General features: G+C 64.5%; 16 protein-coding genes. 8 read left to right on the top strand and 8 right to left on the bottom strand.

Annotated features, from left to right (window positions below; genetic code table 11):
• Window positions 1–11: 11 nt before the first annotated feature.
• From E4K64_RS09050 to E4K64_RS09060, 3 genes are all read right to left on the bottom strand, one after another.
• Complete coding sequence (locus E4K64_RS09050) at window positions 12–989, bottom strand: Bug family tripartite tricarboxylate transporter substrate binding protein (protein ID WP_135163190.1); 978 nt, start codon at window positions 987–989, stop codon at window positions 12–14.
• Window positions 990–1,103: 114 nt separating this feature from the next.
• Window positions 1,104–1,919 (bottom strand): helix-turn-helix domain-containing protein, encoded by an 816-nt coding sequence (locus E4K64_RS09055; protein ID WP_126257877.1) that lies wholly within the window; start codon window positions 1,917–1,919, stop codon window positions 1,104–1,106.
• Window positions 1,920–2,138: 219 nt separating this feature from the next.
• Entirely contained in the window at window positions 2,139–2,846 is a 708-nt protein-coding gene (locus E4K64_RS09060) for a TetR/AcrR family transcriptional regulator (protein ID WP_235884610.1), read from the bottom strand.
• Window positions 2,847–3,019: 173 nt separating this feature from the next.
• On the opposite strand from E4K64_RS09060, the gene E4K64_RS09065 reads away from it, so the two are divergent.
• The 3 genes from E4K64_RS09065 to E4K64_RS09075 all read left to right on the top strand — a co-directional run bounded on the left by E4K64_RS09065 (window position 3,020) and on the right by E4K64_RS09075 (window position 8,770).
• Window positions 3,020–4,534, top strand: a complete 1,515-nt coding sequence (locus E4K64_RS09065) for an efflux transporter outer membrane subunit (RefSeq protein WP_135163192.1) — start codon at window positions 3,020–3,022, stop codon at window positions 4,532–4,534.
• The gene (locus E4K64_RS09070) at window positions 4,531–5,646 is read left to right on the top strand and encodes an efflux RND transporter periplasmic adaptor subunit (protein ID WP_235884612.1); all 1,116 of its coding nucleotides are present in this window, start codon (window positions 4,531–4,533) and stop codon (window positions 5,644–5,646) included. Before E4K64_RS09065 ends, E4K64_RS09070 begins: the two co-directional genes overlap by 4 nt.
• 61 nt (window positions 5,647–5,707) lie before the next feature.
• Window positions 5,708–8,770 carry an efflux RND transporter permease subunit gene (locus E4K64_RS09075; protein WP_135163193.1) on the top strand — a complete coding sequence of 1,021 codons (3,063 nt, stop codon included), beginning with the start codon at window positions 5,708–5,710 and terminating at the stop codon, window positions 8,768–8,770.
• A 109-nt stretch (window positions 8,771–8,879) separates the two neighbouring features.
• Here E4K64_RS09075 and E4K64_RS09080 read toward each other — a convergent pair whose 3' ends face one another.
• The 3 genes from E4K64_RS09080 to E4K64_RS09090 form a co-directional block, all read right to left on the bottom strand.
• Window positions 8,880–9,503, bottom strand: coding sequence for a transglutaminase-like cysteine peptidase (locus E4K64_RS09080; protein ID WP_167771896.1), 624 nt, complete (start codon window positions 9,501–9,503; stop codon window positions 8,880–8,882).
• Window positions 9,504–9,834: 331 nt separating this feature from the next.
• Entirely contained in the window at window positions 9,835–10,446 is a 612-nt protein-coding gene (locus E4K64_RS09085) for a PilZ domain-containing protein (protein WP_024340745.1), read from the bottom strand.
• A gap of 132 nt (window positions 10,447–10,578) precedes the next feature.
• Complete coding sequence (locus E4K64_RS09090; protein WP_167771918.1) at window positions 10,579–11,769, bottom strand: MFS transporter; 1,191 nt, start codon at window positions 11,767–11,769, stop codon at window positions 10,579–10,581.
• A 452-nt stretch (window positions 11,770–12,221) separates the two neighbouring features.
• On the opposite strand from E4K64_RS09090, the gene E4K64_RS09095 reads away from it, so the two are divergent.
• From E4K64_RS09095 to E4K64_RS09110, 4 genes are all read left to right on the top strand, one after another.
• Window positions 12,222–12,971: a class I SAM-dependent methyltransferase gene (locus E4K64_RS09095; protein ID WP_167771897.1), complete on the top strand. Its 750-nt coding sequence runs from the start codon at window positions 12,222–12,224 to the stop codon at window positions 12,969–12,971.
• 174 nt (window positions 12,972–13,145) lie between these two features.
• Entirely contained in the window at window positions 13,146–14,297 is a 1,152-nt protein-coding gene (locus tag E4K64_RS09100) for a zinc-binding dehydrogenase (RefSeq protein WP_135163196.1), read from the top strand.
• Window positions 14,298–14,405: 108 nt separating this feature from the next.
• Window positions 14,406–14,828 carry a VOC family protein gene (locus E4K64_RS09105; protein WP_135163197.1) on the top strand — a complete coding sequence of 141 codons (423 nt, stop codon included), beginning with the start codon at window positions 14,406–14,408 and terminating at the stop codon, window positions 14,826–14,828.
• 95 nt (window positions 14,829–14,923) lie between these two features.
• Window positions 14,924–15,436 carry a hypothetical protein gene (locus E4K64_RS09110; protein ID WP_135163198.1) on the top strand — a complete coding sequence of 171 codons (513 nt, stop codon included), beginning with the start codon at window positions 14,924–14,926 and terminating at the stop codon, window positions 15,434–15,436.
• Between the two features lie 23 nt (window positions 15,437–15,459).
• Here E4K64_RS09110 and E4K64_RS09115 read toward each other — a convergent pair whose 3' ends face one another.
• Complete coding sequence (locus E4K64_RS09115) at window positions 15,460–15,813, bottom strand: cupin domain-containing protein (RefSeq protein WP_135163199.1); 354 nt, start codon at window positions 15,811–15,813, stop codon at window positions 15,460–15,462.
• 117 nt (window positions 15,814–15,930) lie between these two features.
• Complete coding sequence (locus E4K64_RS09120) at window positions 15,931–16,671, bottom strand: metallophosphoesterase family protein (protein ID WP_135163200.1); 741 nt, start codon at window positions 16,669–16,671, stop codon at window positions 15,931–15,933.
• Here E4K64_RS09120 and E4K64_RS09125 point away from each other — a divergent pair.
• Window positions 16,655–16,837: a hypothetical protein gene (locus E4K64_RS09125; RefSeq protein WP_135163201.1), complete on the top strand. Its 183-nt coding sequence runs from the start codon at window positions 16,655–16,657 to the stop codon at window positions 16,835–16,837. The two genes, E4K64_RS09120 and E4K64_RS09125, sit on opposite strands and share 17 nt — an antisense overlap.
• Window positions 16,838–16,906: the final 69 nt, after the last annotated feature.

Genomic DNA, 16,906 nt, shown 5'->3' on the forward strand with positions numbered 1-16,906 from the left:
GGTGCGGGAATCTATTGCGGCTCCAACCCGAGAGTCTTGATCGATTCGAGCCAGACCGGCCCTTCCTTTTGGTAGAGCGCAATCGAGGATGCGCGATCCATTGCCGGGGAGTCGACCCCGAAGGCATCGAGCAGCTTCTGCACGCGCTCCGTCTTGCCGCCTTCGACCATCAGCTTGGCGAGCAGGTCGATCCGGTCTGCTGGCATCGCCGCGGGCGCCACCAGCGCGGTAAAGCTCGTGAGCTGGAAGACATTCCCGGTGACGCCTTGCTCGGCGAACGTCCGGGTCTCGGGCAGCTTCTTCATGCGCACCGGTGTCGGCACGGCGATCGGGCGGCCGACGCCGGTATCGAGCACCGGAAGCGCAGCCTGATAGCTCCCGACGGCCGCCTGGATCACCCCGGCGGCAAAATCCTGCCACATCGGCGCTTCGCCGCGGTAATGCACGATGGAAATGTCGAGACCGAATTGGCGGTTGAGTTCGGCGATCGCAATGTGCGCGAACGAGCCGATCCCGTATGAGCCGGCCGTGACCTTGTTGTGCCGCGCATAAGCGACGAACTCTTCGATCGTCTTTGCATTGGTGGCAGAATGGACCACCAGCGGCAGATGGCCCGAAGGCGTGAGCGCGACGATGGTGAAATCCTTGTCGGGATCATAGGCCAGCGATTTCAGCAGCAACCGGTTACCGAGCAGGGTGGACGAGATCGTGTACATCAGCGTGTAGCCGTCCGGTGGCGAGTCCTTCACCAATTGCGCCGCCAGCGCGCCGCTGGCCCCGGTCTTGTTCTCGACGATCACGGGCTGCCCAAGCTTCTGCGAGATGTAATCGCCGTAGGCGCGGGCGAAGGCATCGGTGATGCCGCCTGGCGGCGTGGAGACGACGATCCTGATTGCCCGGGTCGGCCAGGCGTCGGCCCAAGCCGTCTCAGCGGCAGCCAGCGTCAGGCATGCAATTGCGGCCGCCAGAATTCTCGTGGATGTCCACACTTCGGCTTCCCCCTTTTCCCTGTGTCATTGGGCAGCGCAGCCGCCGGACCGAGGTGTCACATGGGGTGGAGAGTGCGTCAAGAAATCAAAATATCGTTTCACTGTATGAAATGGCTACTTGCGGCGGAGGGATGACGTGCCTGGTGCGGCGAGCTTGGCGCCGAGCGCCTCCGCCAGTGCGGAGGCGACTTTCTTCATTTGAGGCACGAAGCGGCGTATGCCGTCCTCGGGAGTGACCGCTTCGCGCAGCATCATCACGTTCATGCTGCCGAACAGCCGGTTCGGAAGCGCAACGGGAACGCCAAGCGCCCAGACCGCGCCGCCGAAGATGCTGCGGCTGTAGCTGTCGTCCATGACCGCGAACCCGGCTTTGCGGATCGTGCGAAGCGTCTTGGCGAGCTTGTCGGGGTTGCGCGCCAGATCGTTCCAGGGCTCTGGGCTGAGGGCAAGACGTGCGGCGATGCGTTCCTGCTCGGCTGGCTCGCAGAAGGCGAGATAGGCGCGCCCCATCGAGGTGCCCAGGACAGGAAATCGGAAACCCGGCGGCCGGCTGAACAGCAGCGACCCGTCCACCCGCGTCGTGTGGGCGATGACCATGGATTCCTGATCGAGCACGGCAATGTCTGACGGCCAGTGGATCTGCTTGCGGAATTTGTTGAGGATGGGTTCGGCGATGCCGCCGATCCAGGTGGGCTCGTCATAGCCCGCGCTGAGCAGCAGCGCCCGTCCCGTGGGCGCGTAGCTGGCCGGCTCGGTACGACGCATCACATACCCTTCATGCTCCAGCGTCTCGAGCATGCGGACGATCGTTGCCTTGTTCAGCCCAGTCGCCTTGTGCAGCGAGCCGACGGTCGACTGCCGTTCCTGGTTGATCACCCGCAGGACTTCGAGACCCCTGGACAACGCGATGACGGGGCGGAACGACGTCATGGCAGTTCCTCGTGATTGCCTGTGCCGTTACCCAATGAAGCAACCGGCGGACTAGTCAACAGCGCCGTTCCGGCTTGCCCGGCAGCCACTCGTATCCTGCATGACAAGGCGCCAAAGAAGTTGCGGCCAGGCTTTGGGGATGGCTGGCCGCGCGCGAACCGGTCTGGGACGGGGGAGGGGTGGGGATGTGACCGGGTCGCGTAACCTGTTGTCTCGTTCCTAGCGGCGTGCAGATGCCTTCGCCGGCTTTCGCCGCGTCTGCTTCACGGCGGTGGGGCGTCGCTCATAGGCCGCGAGAAACACGTTGATACCATTCTCGATCAGCGCACGATGGCGGGCCGGGCTCGGCGCCTTCATCGAGAGCGTCCATTTCAGGATCTCCTTGCCCTGAATTAGGCTGAGAAATTGCGTCGCGGCCATGCCGATGTCGGGAATGTCGAGAAGGCCCTGGGCCTGCGCTGCACGCAGGAAGGCGGCCATTTCGGTGTCGCAGCGCTCCGGTCCCGACTTCATGAAAACTTCCGCCACGCGCGGATGGCGCGAGGCGCAGGACATCACGAGTCTGTGCACGGCAAGCCCGCGCTGGTCGAGAAAGGCTTCGAGGAACGTCGTGCCAATGGCGTGGAGCTCCGCCCGGAGATCGATCCTGCCGCCGTGGTCGCGCCATAGCGTCTTCGGCCCGAAGCGCTTGCACTCCTCGCTCACCAGCGCCAGCAGCAGATCGTCCTTGTCGTCGAAATGGACGTAGAGCGTCGCCTTCGACACGCCGGCCTCGCGCGCGATCGCGTCCATGCTGGTGGCGTCGAAGCCCTGATCGAGAAAGAGGACGCGGGCGCTGTCGAGAATCTGGCGGTGCTTCGCGAGAGCGCGCGGCTTCTGACCGGCATCGGCCGGCTCTCTGGTCTCTCGCGTCTGCGTCTTTTGCACTGTCGTTGTCATTACCCCTGAAACCCCACGGCTTGACTTTTGGTTCCAACCTGCATCATACAGCCTACCAGATAAAAACTAAACGGTTTAGTTCTTTGGCAGCTCCACTTTCAGGCAGGTCCGGACACGTCCCCTTCGTCGCAGGAGCGTGGCGCCCGGCGCGAGCCGCGGCCTTGGCCGGCGTCTCGCTCTGCGGCGTTCTTCTGGCGTCCTGCGCCGTCGGCCCGGACTTCGCGTTGCCGGCCGGACCGGCCGTGCAAGGCTACACGCGCGAGCAGCGCCCGGCCGCCACCACGAGTGCGCCGGTGCCCGGCGGCAATTCTCAGGGCTTCGAAACAGGCAGGGACATTCCCGGCGCCTGGTGGGCGCTATTCCGCTCGCGGCAGCTCAACGCCTTTGTCGAGGAAGCCATCCGCAATCATCCCGACGTGCAGGCGGCGCAGTTCGCGTTGCGCTACGCGCGGGAAAACGCATTGGCGCAGCAGGGCAGCCTGTTTCCCCAGGTCAGCGGCAGCGCCTCGGCGGAGCGCGACCGGGTGACGACGGCGCAGTCGGGACAATGGCCCGCGCAAGGCTCGACCTATACGCTGTACAACGCGTCCGTAAGCGTGTCTTACGCGCTCGACCTCTGGGGCGGCACGCGACGTCAGGTCGAGGCGCTGCAAGCCCAGGCCGACTATCAGGGCTTCAAGCTCGAAGCGACGTATCTGGCGCTGACCGCCAACGTGGTGACGGCCGCGATCACGGATGCCTCGCTACGCGATCAAATCCTCGCGACCGAGGAGATCATCAAGGCGGAGTCGGACCAGCTCGCACGCATCCAGCACCAGTTCGAAATCGGCGCAATCTCGAAGTCCGACGTGCTGTCGCAGGAAGCCACGCTGGCGCAGGCAAGGGCGACGCTGGCGCCGCTGCAGAAGCAGCTGGCGCAGCAACGCAATCAGCTGATGGCCTATCTCGGGCGGCTGCCGAGCCAGGATCGTGGCGAGCATCTCAGGCTCGCCGAGCTGCGCCTGCCGCAGCGGCTTCCGGTGTCACTGCCCTCGGCGCTGGTGCGGCAGCGCCCCGACATCCGCCAAGCCGAGGCGACCTTGCATCAGGCGACGGCGACAGTCGGCGTCGGCATCGCCAACCTGCTGCCGCAGCTCACGCTATCCGGCAGCTACGGCGCCAGCGGCCCCGAGCGGCTGTTCTCGCCCGAAACGATCGTCTGGAGCGCCGCCTCCAGCGTCAGCCAGAAGATTTTCGACGGCGGCACGCTGTACCACACCAAGGAGGCCGATGTGGCGGCGTTCGAGCAGGATCTCGCGCTGTACAAGAGCGCGGTCGTGACCGCGTTCCAGAACGTCGCGGATTCGCTGCGCGCCATCCAGTACGACGCGGCGACGCTGAAGGCGCAGGCCGCGGCCGAGAAAGCGACGGCGGACAGCCTGGCGATGGCGGTCGAGCAGTTCAAGACCGGGGCGGTGCCCTACGCCAACGTCATCAACGCTCAGCAATCCTACCTGAATTCGCGGGTGTCGCGCATCAAGGCGCAGGCCACCCGCTTCACCGACACCGCCGCGCTGTTCCAGTCGCTCGGCGGCGGATGGTGGAATCGCATGGACGAGACACCAGACGCGCTGCCGCGCGCCAATGCCGGGTACTTCGCCGGCACCGACAAGAAGACCGAGGACGCGTTGCGATGATGAAGCGGATGACAATCATGCTGTGCGGGATGGCGATCCTGTTCGGCGGCCTGTACGGATTCCAGACCTTCAAGGAGATCATGATCAGGAAGGCGATCGGCGCGATGGCCAATCCGCCGCAGACCGTCTCCACCGTGATGGCCGCCAACGCGCCCTGGCAGTCGAGCCTGAGCGCGGTCGGCTCGCTGCGCGCGGTGAACGGCGCCGATCTCGCGCTGCAGGCCGCCGGTATCGTGCAGAGCATCGAATTCACCTCCGGCGACAGCGTCGCGGCGGGACAGACCCTGCTGTCGCTGGTGGCGACCGACGACGTCGCCAAGCTCCGCTCGTTGCAGGCCACGGCCGAGAACTACGCCATCGTGCTCAAGCGCGACGAGGAGCAGATCAAGTTCAATGCGGTGAGCCAGGCGACGGTCGACAGCGACAAGGCGAACCTGAAGAACGCCCAGGCCCTGGTGGAGCAGCAGAAGGCTCTCCTCGAGCAGAAGTCGCTGAAGGCGCCGTTCTCGGGGCGCCTCGGCATCCGCGCCGTCGATCTCGGCCAGTATCTCTCCGCCGGCACCAGCATCGTCACGCTGCAGAGTCTCGATCCGATCTATGTCGACTTCTACCTGCCGCAGCAGTCGCTGGCCTCGATCCGCATCGGGCAAGACGTGTCGGTCGCAGTCGATGCCTTTCCGGCCGAGCGCTTCACCGGGCAGATCACCGCGATCAATGCCAAGGTGGATTCAGCCAGCCGCAACGTCCAGGTTCGCGCCACCTTGCGCAACGGCGAGGCCCGGCTGCTGCCGGGCATGTTCGCAAAGGTCGAGATCGCGGTCGGCAAGCCCGAACAGGTCGTCACCGTGCCGCTGACGGCGATCGTCAGCAATTCCTACGGCGATCTGGTCTACCTCGTCGACGAACTCCATGACGGGCAGGGCACCGCGCGGCAGATGTTCGTCAAGACGAGGCCCGCGAAGGGCGATCGCGTCGCGGTCAACGATGGGATCAAGCCGGGCGAGACCGTGGTCATCGCCGGCCAGCTGAAGCTGCGCAACGGCAGCCCGGTGAAGATCGACAATTCACACGTGCCTCAGGCGGAAGCCGCGCCGAACATCGTCGATCAGTAGGCTTGGCGACGGCGCGGCCGATTCCGCAACAAAGAGTGGCGAGAAACGAGTTCAGGACAAGATGCGCTTCACCGATATCTTCATCCGCCGGCCGGTCCTGGCGCTGGTCGTCAGCGCCCTCATCCTGGTGCTCGGCCTGCGCTCGATGACGACGCTGTCGATCCTGCAATATCCGCGCACCCAGAACGCCATCGTCACGGTGTCGACGACCTATGCCGGCGCCGATTCCGACATCATCGCCGGCTTCATCACGACGCCGCTGGAAAATGCCATCGCCCAGGCCAACGGCATCGACTACATGACGTCGAACAGCGTCACGGGCTCCAGCACCATCACGGTCAATCTGCGCCTGAACTACGATTCCGGCAAGGCGATGACGGAGATCAACGCCAAGGTCAACTCGGTGCTGAACCAGTTCCCGAGCGGCACGCAGCAGCCCACGCTGACGCTCAAGGTCGGCCAGACCATCGATGCGATGTATATCGGCTTCGCCAGCGACGTGCTGGCGCCGAACCAGATCACCGACTATCTGACGCGCGTGGTGCAGCCGCGGCTCCAGGCCGTCACCGGCGTGCAGACCGCCGAGCTCCTCGGCGCCAAGAAGTTCGCGCTCCGCGCCTGGCTCGATCCCGACAAGCTGGCGGCCTATGGCCTTACCGCGAGCGACGTCTCGACCGCGCTGTCCGGCAACGATTACATCTCCGGCCTCGGCGCCACCAAGGGCCGGCTGGTGCAGGTCGATCTCGCGGCCTCGACCAACCTGCATTCGCTGGAGCAGTACCGCAACCTCGTGGTCAAGACCGTCAACGGCGCGATCATCCGCCTGCGCGACGTCGCCAACGTCACGCTCGGAAACGACGATTACGACAGCGAGACGCGCTTCAACGGCAAGACCGCGGTCTATATCGGCATCCAGGCGGCCCCGACCGCCAATCTGCTCGACGTCATCAACGGTGTGAAGGCGATCCTGCCCGACATCAAGGCGCAGCTGCCGAACGGCCTGGTCGGCGAGGTGCTCTACGACTCCACCGACTTCGTCAATTCTTCGATCGACGAGGTCGTCCACTCGCTGGTGGAAGCGGTGCTGATCGTGATCGTGGTAGTGTTCCTGTTCCTGGGCTCGTGGCGATCGGTCCTGATTCCGGTCATCGCGATCCCGCTGTCGCTGATCGGAACATTCGGGCTGATGCTGCTGATGGGATTCTCGATCAACCTGCTGACCCTGCTGGCACTCGTGCTCGCCATTGGGCTCGTGGTGGATGACGCCATCATTGTCGTGGAGAGCGTGCACCGGCTGATCGACGAAGGCGTCGCGCCGGTCGAGGCCGCGATCCAGTCCGCACGCGCGCTGGCAAGCCCGATCATCGCCATGACCGTGGTTCTGATCGCGGTCTACGTGCCCGTGGGATTCCAGGGCGGCCTCACCGGCGCCCTGTTCACCGAGTTCGCCTTCACGCTCGCAGGCGCGGTCACGGTATCTGCGGTGATCGCGCTGACGCTGTCGCCGATGAACTGCGCCTGGCTATTGCGCAAGACCGAGCGCGATGCGACGAACTGGGAGGCGCGCTTGGTCCGGACGATCGACCACGTGCTGGAGTGGCTCTCGGGCGCCTATCGCCGCCGGCTGGAGGCCGTCTTTGCGACGAAGCCAGTCGTGGCCGTGTTCGCGCTGCTGCTGCTGGCCGGCATTCCCTGGCTCTACGCGACCTCGACCAGCGAGCTCGCGCCCGACGAGGACCAGGGTGTCGTGCTCTCGCTGACGACGTCGGCACCCTCAGCGACACTTCAGCAGCGGCAATTCTACAGCCAGCAGGTCTACGATCTCGTGGCCAAGCGCCCGGAAACGAAGACCCTTTTCCAGATCGACACGCCCACCCAGGCGATTGGAGGCTGGGTGCTCAAGCCCTGGGACCAGCGCAGCCTGACCACGAAGACTCTCCAGCCGGATTTCCAGAACCTGCTCAACACCATCGCGGGCACGCGCTCGGTCGCCTTCCAGCCGTCGCCGCTGCCCGGCAGCAACGGCCTTCCGATCCAGTTCGTGATTGGTACGACCGGTTCCTACAACGAACTCGACCAGGTCTCGCGCAACTTCATGGTGCAGGCGCTGAAGAGCGGCCAATTCATCTTCCTCGATACCGACCTGAAAATCGACAGGCCCCAGACGCTGGTCTCCTTCGACCGCGACAAGGCCGGTGATCTCGGCCTGAAGATGAGTGATCTCGGCGGTGCGCTCGCGACCATGCTCGGGGGAAACTACCTCGATTATTTCAGCCTGGACGGCCGATCTTACAAGGTGATTCCTCAGGCCAAGCAGAACGATCGGCTGACGGCGGACCAGCTGCTCGGCTATTACATCAAGGCGAGCGACAATTCGATGGTGCCGCTGTCGACCGTCGCGCATCTCGAGAACAGGACCGTTCCGCAGTCGCGCAACCACTTCCAGCAGATCAATGCGGCGACGATCTCGGGCGTCGCGATGCCGACGGTGTCGATGGGCAGCGCGCTCGCCACGCTCAAGGATATCGCGAAGTCCCTGCCGGTCGGCTATACGATCGACTACGGCGGCGCCTCGCGCCAGCTCGAACAGGAATCGGGCGGCTTCGTCACGACGTTCGCTTTCGCCGTCATCATCATCTTCCTGGCGCTCGCCGCGCTGTTCAACAGCTTCCTCGATCCCATCGTCATCCTGGTGTCGGTGCCGATGTCGCTGGCCGGCGCCCTGATCTTCATCAGCCTCGGCATCGGCGGTGCCAGCCTCAACATCTACACCCAGGTCGGGCTGCTCACCCTGATGGGCCTTGTCAGCAAGCACGGCATCCTGATGGTCGAGGTGGCCAACGAATTGCGCCTGGAGGGCAAGCCGGCGACGGAGGCGATCATCGAGGCCGCGACGATCCGGCTGCGGCCGATCCTGATGACCACCGCGGCCATGGTGCTGGGCGTCGTTCCGCTGATCACCGCGAGCGGGGCGGGCGCGGTGTCGCGCTACAACATGGGGCTCGTCATCGCGACCGGTCTGTCGATCGGCACGCTGTTCACGCTGTTCGTGGTGCCCGTTGCTTATGCCCTGATCGCGCGGTCGGCGCCGGCTCCGGCTGCCGCCGAAACAGCGCCGGCATAGCCCAAAAAAGTTGCGGCCAGCCATTGGGGGATGGCTGGCCGCGCGCGAACCGGTCTGGGACGGGGAGGGGTGGGGATGTGACCGGGTCGCGTAACCTGTTGTCTCTTGCCTAATCTCTGGCGCTGGCGGTGGAGACCGCCGGCTTGGTATCGCCGAGCGAGACCCAGACGTTGGGATCGCTCTGCGACTGGCGCTTGACGAAGCGGTAGCCGGTCTCGGTCCAGGCAACGACGTTCTCGTTCTGATTGTCGAGAACGAACTCGCCCTTGTCGGTCTTCACCGTCAGCACCGCGTGTCCTTCGCCCTTCTTGTCGCGCACGACGGTGATGAGCAGGGCCTCGCGCGGCCATCCGGCATCGATCAGCATCTTGCGCTTCAACAGCACGTAGTCTTCACAGTCGCCGTAACCGTCTGATGGCAGCGACCATTTCTCGATCACGCCCCAGTGCTCCTGGTCGGTCAAAGGCTTGATGGTCTCGTTGACCCAGCGATTGACCTTGACGAGGTCGCGCCATGCGCTCTGCGACATCACGATGTCGCGCGGCTGCGTCGGTGCGCCCTGGCACTGGGCGGCGTTGTCCGCACAGAATTCGACCCAGCCGATCGGTGCACGCGTGGTGTCACCGAGGCTCGCGTAGAGCAGACGGCTTTCGCCGGCCTGCGCTGCCGCGCTGATCCCGAAGAGCATGGCGGCGAGCGCCAGCCCTTTCCCCTGTCCCCTGAAGTCAAACATTGCGGCCCCCGTTTCTTGTTGGGACCACATTTCGCATGGAGCTTTTGCGTTGCCGCTAAGTCGACCAAGTCAAGTCGAGACGAATGCAAGTAAAACCTGCGCCGAATTCGATCTATACTTGAATCGAATTCTCATAAAATTCGAAACAACTGCAATTGATTCAAACTTTATCGATTAACGCGGAAACGCTGGCGGAACCGCCATTTCCATCTGCAAACGGGCCGCGCGTTAACCCGGGCCGGGCCGGCCGCGACGCATGAAAAAGGCGGCGTCCGCATTGCGGAGGCCGCCTTCAGGGCTGGAAAATAAGGGGGTTTGCCGCCCGCGCGCTTTACCGCGCGGTAACGCTCTCTTCGAGTGTCTCGATCGGCTGCTCGTGAAGGAACTCCAGCGCGAAGCCGTCTTCGAGGTTTCGGACCACGCGGCCCTGGACCCGGCCGAGCAGGACGGTCGATTTCAGCGGCGGCCGGTTCTCCGCGGCGATGGCAGCGCCTGACAGCGAGAGGTCGATGATGCGGCAGGTCATCTTGGTGCCGTCCTCGAGCGTCAGCACCGCGATCGGGTTGCGCGGCACGATACGGTCGTGACGGCGGTCCTCCGGCAGGTTGAGGATGTCGCGGTTGGCGAGCCAGGTCAGCTGCGCGGCGAGCTTGTCGCGCTTCCGGGGCGTCGCCCCGATCGTCATGGCGAAGCCGTTGTCGATGATGCGGGTGATCTTGCCCTCGACGCGTCCGATATGGTCGAGATAGGCGACCACGCGGTCGCCGACATTGCCGATGCCGGGGGCGAGCAGCGCAAGCCCGCCGGGCGACATGTTGATCACCTGGCAGGGGAATTCGCGGCGGTCCGGCAGCATGTAGCGGCCGAGCAGGTGCACCTTCACCCGCTGGAAGCGCCGACGCTCCTCGGCGGCCGGAAGAAATTTTTTGTTCGCCAACGCCATTTTCAACACCCGACCCCCCGCCCGGGCGGAGTCCGGGACGACCCTAAGGTGCATAGGGTTAATGTCGCGTTAGGATTGGCCGAGGCGGTCACGGACAGACACAATGCGTCCGAAAAGCCACACAAAGGCCGCTCAAGCCGGCTTCGTCGCCCGCCGCTGCAGCACGAGCAGCATTGCCAGCAGCAGCGCGGCCGACAGGCCGAGCGACCAGTGAATGCCGATCGCCGCGCCAAACAGCCCGACCGTGATGCCGCTGAAGGCGCGCATGCCAAGGCCGGCCATATTATAAAGGCCGACGACGCGGCCGCGAATGTCGTGCGGCGCGTTCAGCTGCACCAGCGCCTGCGCCATGGTGTTGAACGACAGCTCGAAGAAGCCGGCGCAGAACAACAGCGCGATCGCGACCGGATAGATCGGCACCAGTGCGAAGCCGAGCAGCGCCAGGCTCCAGAGCATCGCGAGCATGATCGCCGTGCGCGGCGTGCCCTTGAGGCGACCCCAGGATTCCAGCGCGATAGCGGCGAGCACCGCGCCGGCGGCGTCGGCCGCGAGCAGCACGCTGTAGGAGATGCCGGGATCGCCATGGCCGAGATCGCCGGCAAAGCCCGGCATCTGGGCGTGGTAGGCATTGCCGATCATGAAGGAGGTGAGGCCGGCCAGCCACGTCATCGCCGTCAGCACCGGCTGGGTGCCGATGGCGTGGACGGTCAGCACGATGTCGGCAAGGCCGCGCACTGCAAAGCGCCGCACCGCCACGCTCTTGTCGCGCACAGGCGCCCGGAACAGCCACAGCAGCATCGGCAGGTAGAACAGCGTGTTGAAGATGATGCCGTGCGAGGTGCCGAGCGTCAGCATGATCACGCCGCCCACCGCCGGCCCGACCAGGATGCCGAGATAGCGCGCCATCGCGTTCAGCCGCACCGCGCTCGGAAGGTCCGCAGGCGCCACGAGGTCGTAGAGCAAGAGCTGGTTCGGTGTCTGCCAGAGCACGCCGGCGCAGCCATGGATCACCAGCAACAGCATCGCATGCCACATCTGGATCGTGTCGGTGAGGAAGAAGAAGCCCCATCCGCTCGACGCGACGATGAACAGCAGCATGCCGCACTGGATGATGCGGCGCGGATCGAACCGGTCGGCGAGCCCGCCGACCGCGACCGAGAACAGCAGGAACGGCAGCCAGTGCGACAGCACCGCAAAGCCGGCCAGCGCCGGCGAGTGGAATTTCTGGAACACCACCCAATAGCTGATCACGTGCTCGATATTGTCGGCCATCATCGCCAGCACGTAAGAGCCGAACTGGAGACGGTAGGGCACCGATTTCATGGCCGCGAACGAGCCGGACGCGGCCACGGGATTTTGGGGCAGGGGGTTCAAGCGACGACCTGAGGTGAGATTTCATCGGGCCATACACGCTCGTTAATGAGCGCTCAAGACAATTGGACGTGCGTGGGCATCTGCCATGCACTGTCGCCATGACCATTGTCGTCATCCTGAGGTGTGCGCTCTTGCGCGCCTCGAAGGATGAGCCTCAAGCGCTCGTGGCCCATCCTTCGAGGCTCGCCTTGCGATGCCGACGTATCGCAAGGCGAGCACCTCAGGATGACGGCGGTGGTTATGGCGCGCTGTAGCCAGGATGGAGCGACTTGTCCGCCGTAGCTAGACGAGCGAAGGCGGCAGCGCGATCCGGGGCTGCGGGCCGCTTCTTCCGCCTTTGCTGACTGCGGCGGACAAGCCACCTCATGCAGGTCACGAAATTATCCGCTAACATCGCACCCATGGAACAGAGCAGCCTCTACGACCGCCCCGATCTGTACGACTTGATGGCGCCGCGCGACCCGATCCTCGAACGTTTCTATGTCGAGACGGCGTGCGAGCGCGGCGGCCGCGTTCTCGACCTAGCATGCGGCAGCGGCCGCCTGACCATTCCGCTGGCGCAAGCTGGGCTCGAGGTCGTCGGAGCCGATCGGTCTTCCGTCATGCTTGAGCGCGCGGGGACTTACGCCAGATCGCACGCGGTTGAACCGAGGTTCATCCAGTTGGACATGCGCGACTTCGATCTCGCCGGGACGACCTTCGACACCATCATCGTCGCGATGAATTCGGTCCTGCACCTGCACAGCCTCGACGACTTCGCAGGCTTCTTCAAATCTGTCGGCAGACACCTATCGCCGAACGGCCGGCTCGTGTTCGATGCGTTCCTGCCCAATATTGCCATGCTCAACGCTGATCCCGGCAAGCGCGAGGCGATCGGCACCGTGGTTCACGCTGCACTCGGTACGATCATTGTCGAGGAGACCGCGAGCTACGACCCGCTGACGCAGGTCAGACATGTGAACTGGTACTGGTCGAGCGAGACGGAGAAGGACTTCTGGAAGGTTCCGTTGCCAATGCGCTGCGTCTTCCCGCAGGAGATGCCGCTGCTGATCGCTTCCGGCGGCCTGATCCTCATCGAGCGCTTTGGTGATTTCGATCGCCGCCCGCTGACTGCGGGAAGCATGCGGCAGATATGCGTCTGCGGTCTCTAGACCAGGCGCGTAGCCCGGATGGAGCGACTTGTCCGCCGTAGCCCACCGAGCGAAGGCGGAAGGGTCGCGCCATGCGGGCCACAAGGCGCAGCTTGGCACAAGCCCCCATCTCACATACGCTTCGTCTTAGGCCCGCACCAACCAATCATAACAGACGGGCAACGAGGAAACGCCATGCAACAGATCCGCGTTTGCACTCACGCAGGTCCCGGCTCGGAGCCCGTTATCCGCACCGTGCCGTGGCCGAAGGTCGGCAGGAAGGCCGCGCTGATCAAGGTCGGCGCCTGCGGCGTCTGCGGCACCGATCTGCACATCCTGAAGGGACATTGGCCGAAGCCGCTGCCGTGGCCGTTCACGCTCGGGCATGAACTCGGCGGCGTCATCGTCGAATGCGGGGAGGAGTTCACCGAGGACTTCATGAGCAAGCCGCTCAAGGTCGGCTCGAAGGTGATGATCCCGCCCTTGATGCCCTGCGGCCGCTGCTATTACTGCATCCACTATCCGCAGACCGCCAACAAATGCCTGACGCCGGTCTATTACGGCCGCTATCTCGGCTTCGACAAGGCGCCGCACATGTGGGGCGGCTGGGCTGAATATGTCTATGTCGACCTCGACATGCTGCCGGGCACCAAGATCTACAAGCTGCCTGACGACATGTCGCTGCGCCTCGGCGCGCTGTCCGAACCGCTGACCTCCTGCATCCGCGCCTTCAACCGTGCCAGCCGCGCGGGCGGTTTTTCCTGGGGCGATACGGTGGTGATCCAGGGCTCGGGCCCGATCGGCATTCTGGCGGTCGCGGCCGCCAAGGAGATGGGGGCAGGGCGCGTGATCTGCGTCGGCGCGCCGGAGGAGCCGCGGCTCAAGCTCGCGCGTGAGTTCGGTGCGGAAGCCACGGTGAATATCGAGGAGCTGAAGTCGCCGCAGCAGCGCATCGATCGCGTGCGGGAAATCGTCGGCGGCTTCGGCGCCGATCTCGTGATGGACTGCTCGGGTCATCCCACCGCAGGCCCCGAAGGCATCGAGATGCTGCGCGATGGCGGCACCTATGTCGAGATGGGCCAGTTCACCGACGCCGGCTCGATCGACACCTCCTGGCACCGCATCTGCACCAAGGACCTCAACGTGCTGGGCTCGTGGGGCTTTACCGGCAATGACCTGCCGCTCGGCGTCGACATGCTGTATCGGACGCGCGACAAATACCCGTGGCTGAAGATGCAGACGATCTATCCGTTTACGGAAGAGGGTGTAGCTCAGGCGGTGAGGGATGCGATGGCGATGAAGACCGTGAAGTCGACGATCGTGCCGTGGCCGGAGCTGGTGGAGTGAGGACGTGTAGCCCGGATGAGCGAAGCGATATCCGGGGCCTTGCTGATGACTCCCGCATCTCGCTTCGCTCATGCGGGCTACGCGTCAGAGTTTGGATTGCACGATGAAATGACAAACGAAGAGACTGACGACCCAAACCGACTCTCCCCCTTCCTGGCCATCCGCGCGATCGACTACACCGTCATCTTCGTGCGCGACATGGCGGCGATGCGTCGCTTCTATGAGGACGTGCTCGCCTTCCCGCTGCTGCGCGAGCTGTCGCCGAACTGGATCGAGTACGGCATCGGCAGCAACACGCTGGCGCTGGCACGGCCGGGCCGGACTGCTGCCGATGCGCCGATCCCGACGGGCAGCGCCTCGCTGCAACTGGCGTTCAGGGTATCCGCAGCCGAGGTCGATGCGTGCGCCGACGAGCTGGTGCGGCAGGGCGTGGCGCTGGTCTCGCCGCCGACGAACCAGTCGTTCGGCCATCGCACGCTGTTCTTCCGCGACCCCGACGGCAATCTGCTCGAGATCTATGCCGAGATCTGAGCGGTCCGAAAAGTTCCACGTGGAGTCCGCGAAGTCTTCACGCCGAGGTGAAACTTAGGCCCAAGTTCCGGCTTTCACTTTGCGGGAGAGGTACCGTGAAGCGAATCCTGAGACCCGTCACTTATATCCTGGCCGCGATCTACTTCCTGGTGGACGCGGTCTTCATGGCCGTGGCCAGGCCGGTCGCCCGCTGGATCGGGCGGCATTTCGAATTCAGGCGTTTGCGCGCCTGGATCAGGTCGCTGCCGCCATATCCGTCACTGGCGTTGTTTTCCGTGCCTGTGATCATTCTGGAGCCGGTCAAGCCCGTGGCGGCCTACCTCACCGCAACCGGTCAAGTGATGAGCGGCGCCGTGACGTTCATCATCGGCGAATTGCTCAAGCTGGTGTTGGTCGAGCGCCTGTTCCATCTCACGCGCGACAAGCTGATGCGAATTCCCGCTTTTGCCTGGGCTTACGGAAAATACGCCGCGGCGAAGGCGTGGTTGCAGGAGACGGAAGCCTGGCGCGCCGTCCGAGCCCTGGCCCGCGCGGTCAAGGACAGTGTTGCGCGCACAAAAGCCAGGTTGGCCGGCAGCTTCAGCCGGCTGGCGACCTCCAGGGATTAGCCCGCACCCGGGCGCGCTGCCCGCTACGCGAGCTTGCGCGCTGCAGCGGTTGCCTTGTCGCCCGTGTTCGGGGTGCCGGTCGGCTCGATCAGCATCAGGTGAACCTCCTCGCGCGCCACCGGGCGATGCTCGACGCCTTTGGGCACGACATAGAGCTCGCCCGGACCGAGCGTCACGGTGCGGTCCTGCAACTCGATATCGAGCTGGCCTTTCAGGACGAGAAAGAAATCGTCGGTGTCGTCATGCTTGTGCCAGGTGAACTCGCCCTTCACCTTCACCACCATCACGTCGCAATCGTTGAAGGTCGCGACCGTGCGCGGCGACCAATAGTCCTGGAAGGTCGCGAGCTTGTCGGCAAGCGATATGCCACCTGTCATGTTTCACCCGTTGCTCTCTGGTGGGGCACGATTTGGATTGCGAGGCGGGCGTGACAACACCGTCATTGCCGGTCGATTCTGCTGCCGCCGCGTATTCGGAGATCTCGGCGCCACCGGCTATTTGACGCTCCCGGTCAGCATGGCCTGCGCCCAATCGGGGCGGTTGTTGGCGAGCGCGCGCGCCGATGCGGCGTCCCAATCATATTCGAGGGCCAGGAGTTCGACCTGCCAGCGTTTGTCTCTCTTCGTGAGTATCGCGTAGCGGGCGTGAGGCGAGCGGTGTTCGAGTTTTGCGGCGATGGGAAGGTCCGCGAAGACCGGGCAGCCAACGCTTCCCGGATTGAGGACCAGACGCTCGCCGGGACCCTGAACGACCGCCTGGCGGTGGCTATGACCGCACAGCACCACGCGCGCCGCCGGTTCGCTCGCGAGGCGTGCCTCCAGGACGTCCCGGCGTGCCGGGACAAAGCGGCCGTCGTCGAGCGATTCCTCCAGCAGGCACGTCGTGTCGCTCTCGGGCGTGCCATGGCAGGCCAGGATTCCGTCGTCCAGCCGCAACTGGGAGGGCAGGCTGTGCAGCGCCCGGCGCTGCTCCGCGGTCAATGCGTTGCGGGCGAACAGGCCTGCCGGGGAGAGCTTGTCGTCCGGAAACTCCTCGATCCAGCGGTCATGGTTTCCGCGCACGGTCGGCAACGACAGCGATTGCAGGGCTTCGAACGTCTCTTTCGGCCACAACGGGCTGGTGACGCAATCGCCGAGGTTCACGATACGATCGACGCCACGCGCCTTGATGTCGGCCAGCACCGCCTCCAGCGCCGCAAGGTTGCCGTGGATATCGGAAATGACTGCCAATCGCATCGTTGTGCTCTCCACCTCTTTGGGTCCGATCTCGGCTCAGTCGCCGCCAGATCCGGTTGCGCCGATGTTAATCAAGGTCGCCGCAAAAATCCGCTGCAACCTTCAGGCGCGGCTCTCCGCTAAGCCATGCATCATAGGCATGGTGATTCCCGCGCGCTTGGCGTAAAGAGCGCCCAGATCAAATCCAGCGTGCGGCCGGGCCGTTTGCCGCGCACGCGAGCTCAGGCCCGCCGGT

The sequence above is a fragment of the Bradyrhizobium frederickii genome, from assembly GCF_004570865.1.
Taxonomy (GTDB): Bacteria; Pseudomonadota; Alphaproteobacteria; order Rhizobiales; family Xanthobacteraceae; genus Bradyrhizobium; species Bradyrhizobium frederickii.

Excerpts from the sequence above, each read along its gene's own strand:
- E4K64_RS09120 (WP_135163200.1), bottom strand. The coding sequence starts at position 16,671 with ATGCGATTGGCAGTCATTTCCGATATCCACGGCAACCTTGCGGCGCTG.
- E4K64_RS09090 (WP_167771918.1), bottom strand. The coding sequence starts at position 11,769 with ATGAAATCGGTGCCCTACCGTCTCCAGTTCGGCTCTTACGTGCTGGCG.
- E4K64_RS09125 (WP_135163201.1), top strand. The coding sequence starts at position 16,655 with ATGACTGCCAATCGCATCGTTGTGCTCTCCACCTCTTTGGGTCCGATC.
- E4K64_RS09080 (WP_167771896.1), bottom strand. The coding sequence starts at position 9,503 with ATGTTTGACTTCAGGGGACAGGGGAAAGGGCTGGCGCTCGCCGCCATG.
- E4K64_RS09075 (WP_135163193.1), top strand. The coding sequence starts at position 5,708 with ATGCGCTTCACCGATATCTTCATCCGCCGGCCGGTCCTGGCGCTGGTC.
- E4K64_RS09085 (WP_024340745.1), bottom strand. The coding sequence starts at position 10,446 with ATGGCGTTGGCGAACAAAAAATTTCTTCCGGCCGCCGAGGAGCGTCGG.
- E4K64_RS09070 (WP_235884612.1), top strand. The coding sequence starts at position 4,531 with ATGATGAAGCGGATGACAATCATGCTGTGCGGGATGGCGATCCTGTTC.
- E4K64_RS09105 (WP_135163197.1), top strand. The coding sequence starts at position 14,406 with ATGACAAACGAAGAGACTGACGACCCAAACCGACTCTCCCCCTTCCTG.
- E4K64_RS09100 (WP_135163196.1), top strand. The coding sequence starts at position 13,146 with ATGCAACAGATCCGCGTTTGCACTCACGCAGGTCCCGGCTCGGAGCCC.
- E4K64_RS09115 (WP_135163199.1), bottom strand. The coding sequence starts at position 15,813 with ATGACAGGTGGCATATCGCTTGCCGACAAGCTCGCGACCTTCCAGGAC.
- E4K64_RS09095 (WP_167771897.1), top strand. The coding sequence starts at position 12,222 with ATGGAACAGAGCAGCCTCTACGACCGCCCCGATCTGTACGACTTGATG.
- E4K64_RS09055 (WP_126257877.1), bottom strand. The coding sequence starts at position 1,919 with ATGACGTCGTTCCGCCCCGTCATCGCGTTGTCCAGGGGTCTCGAAGTC.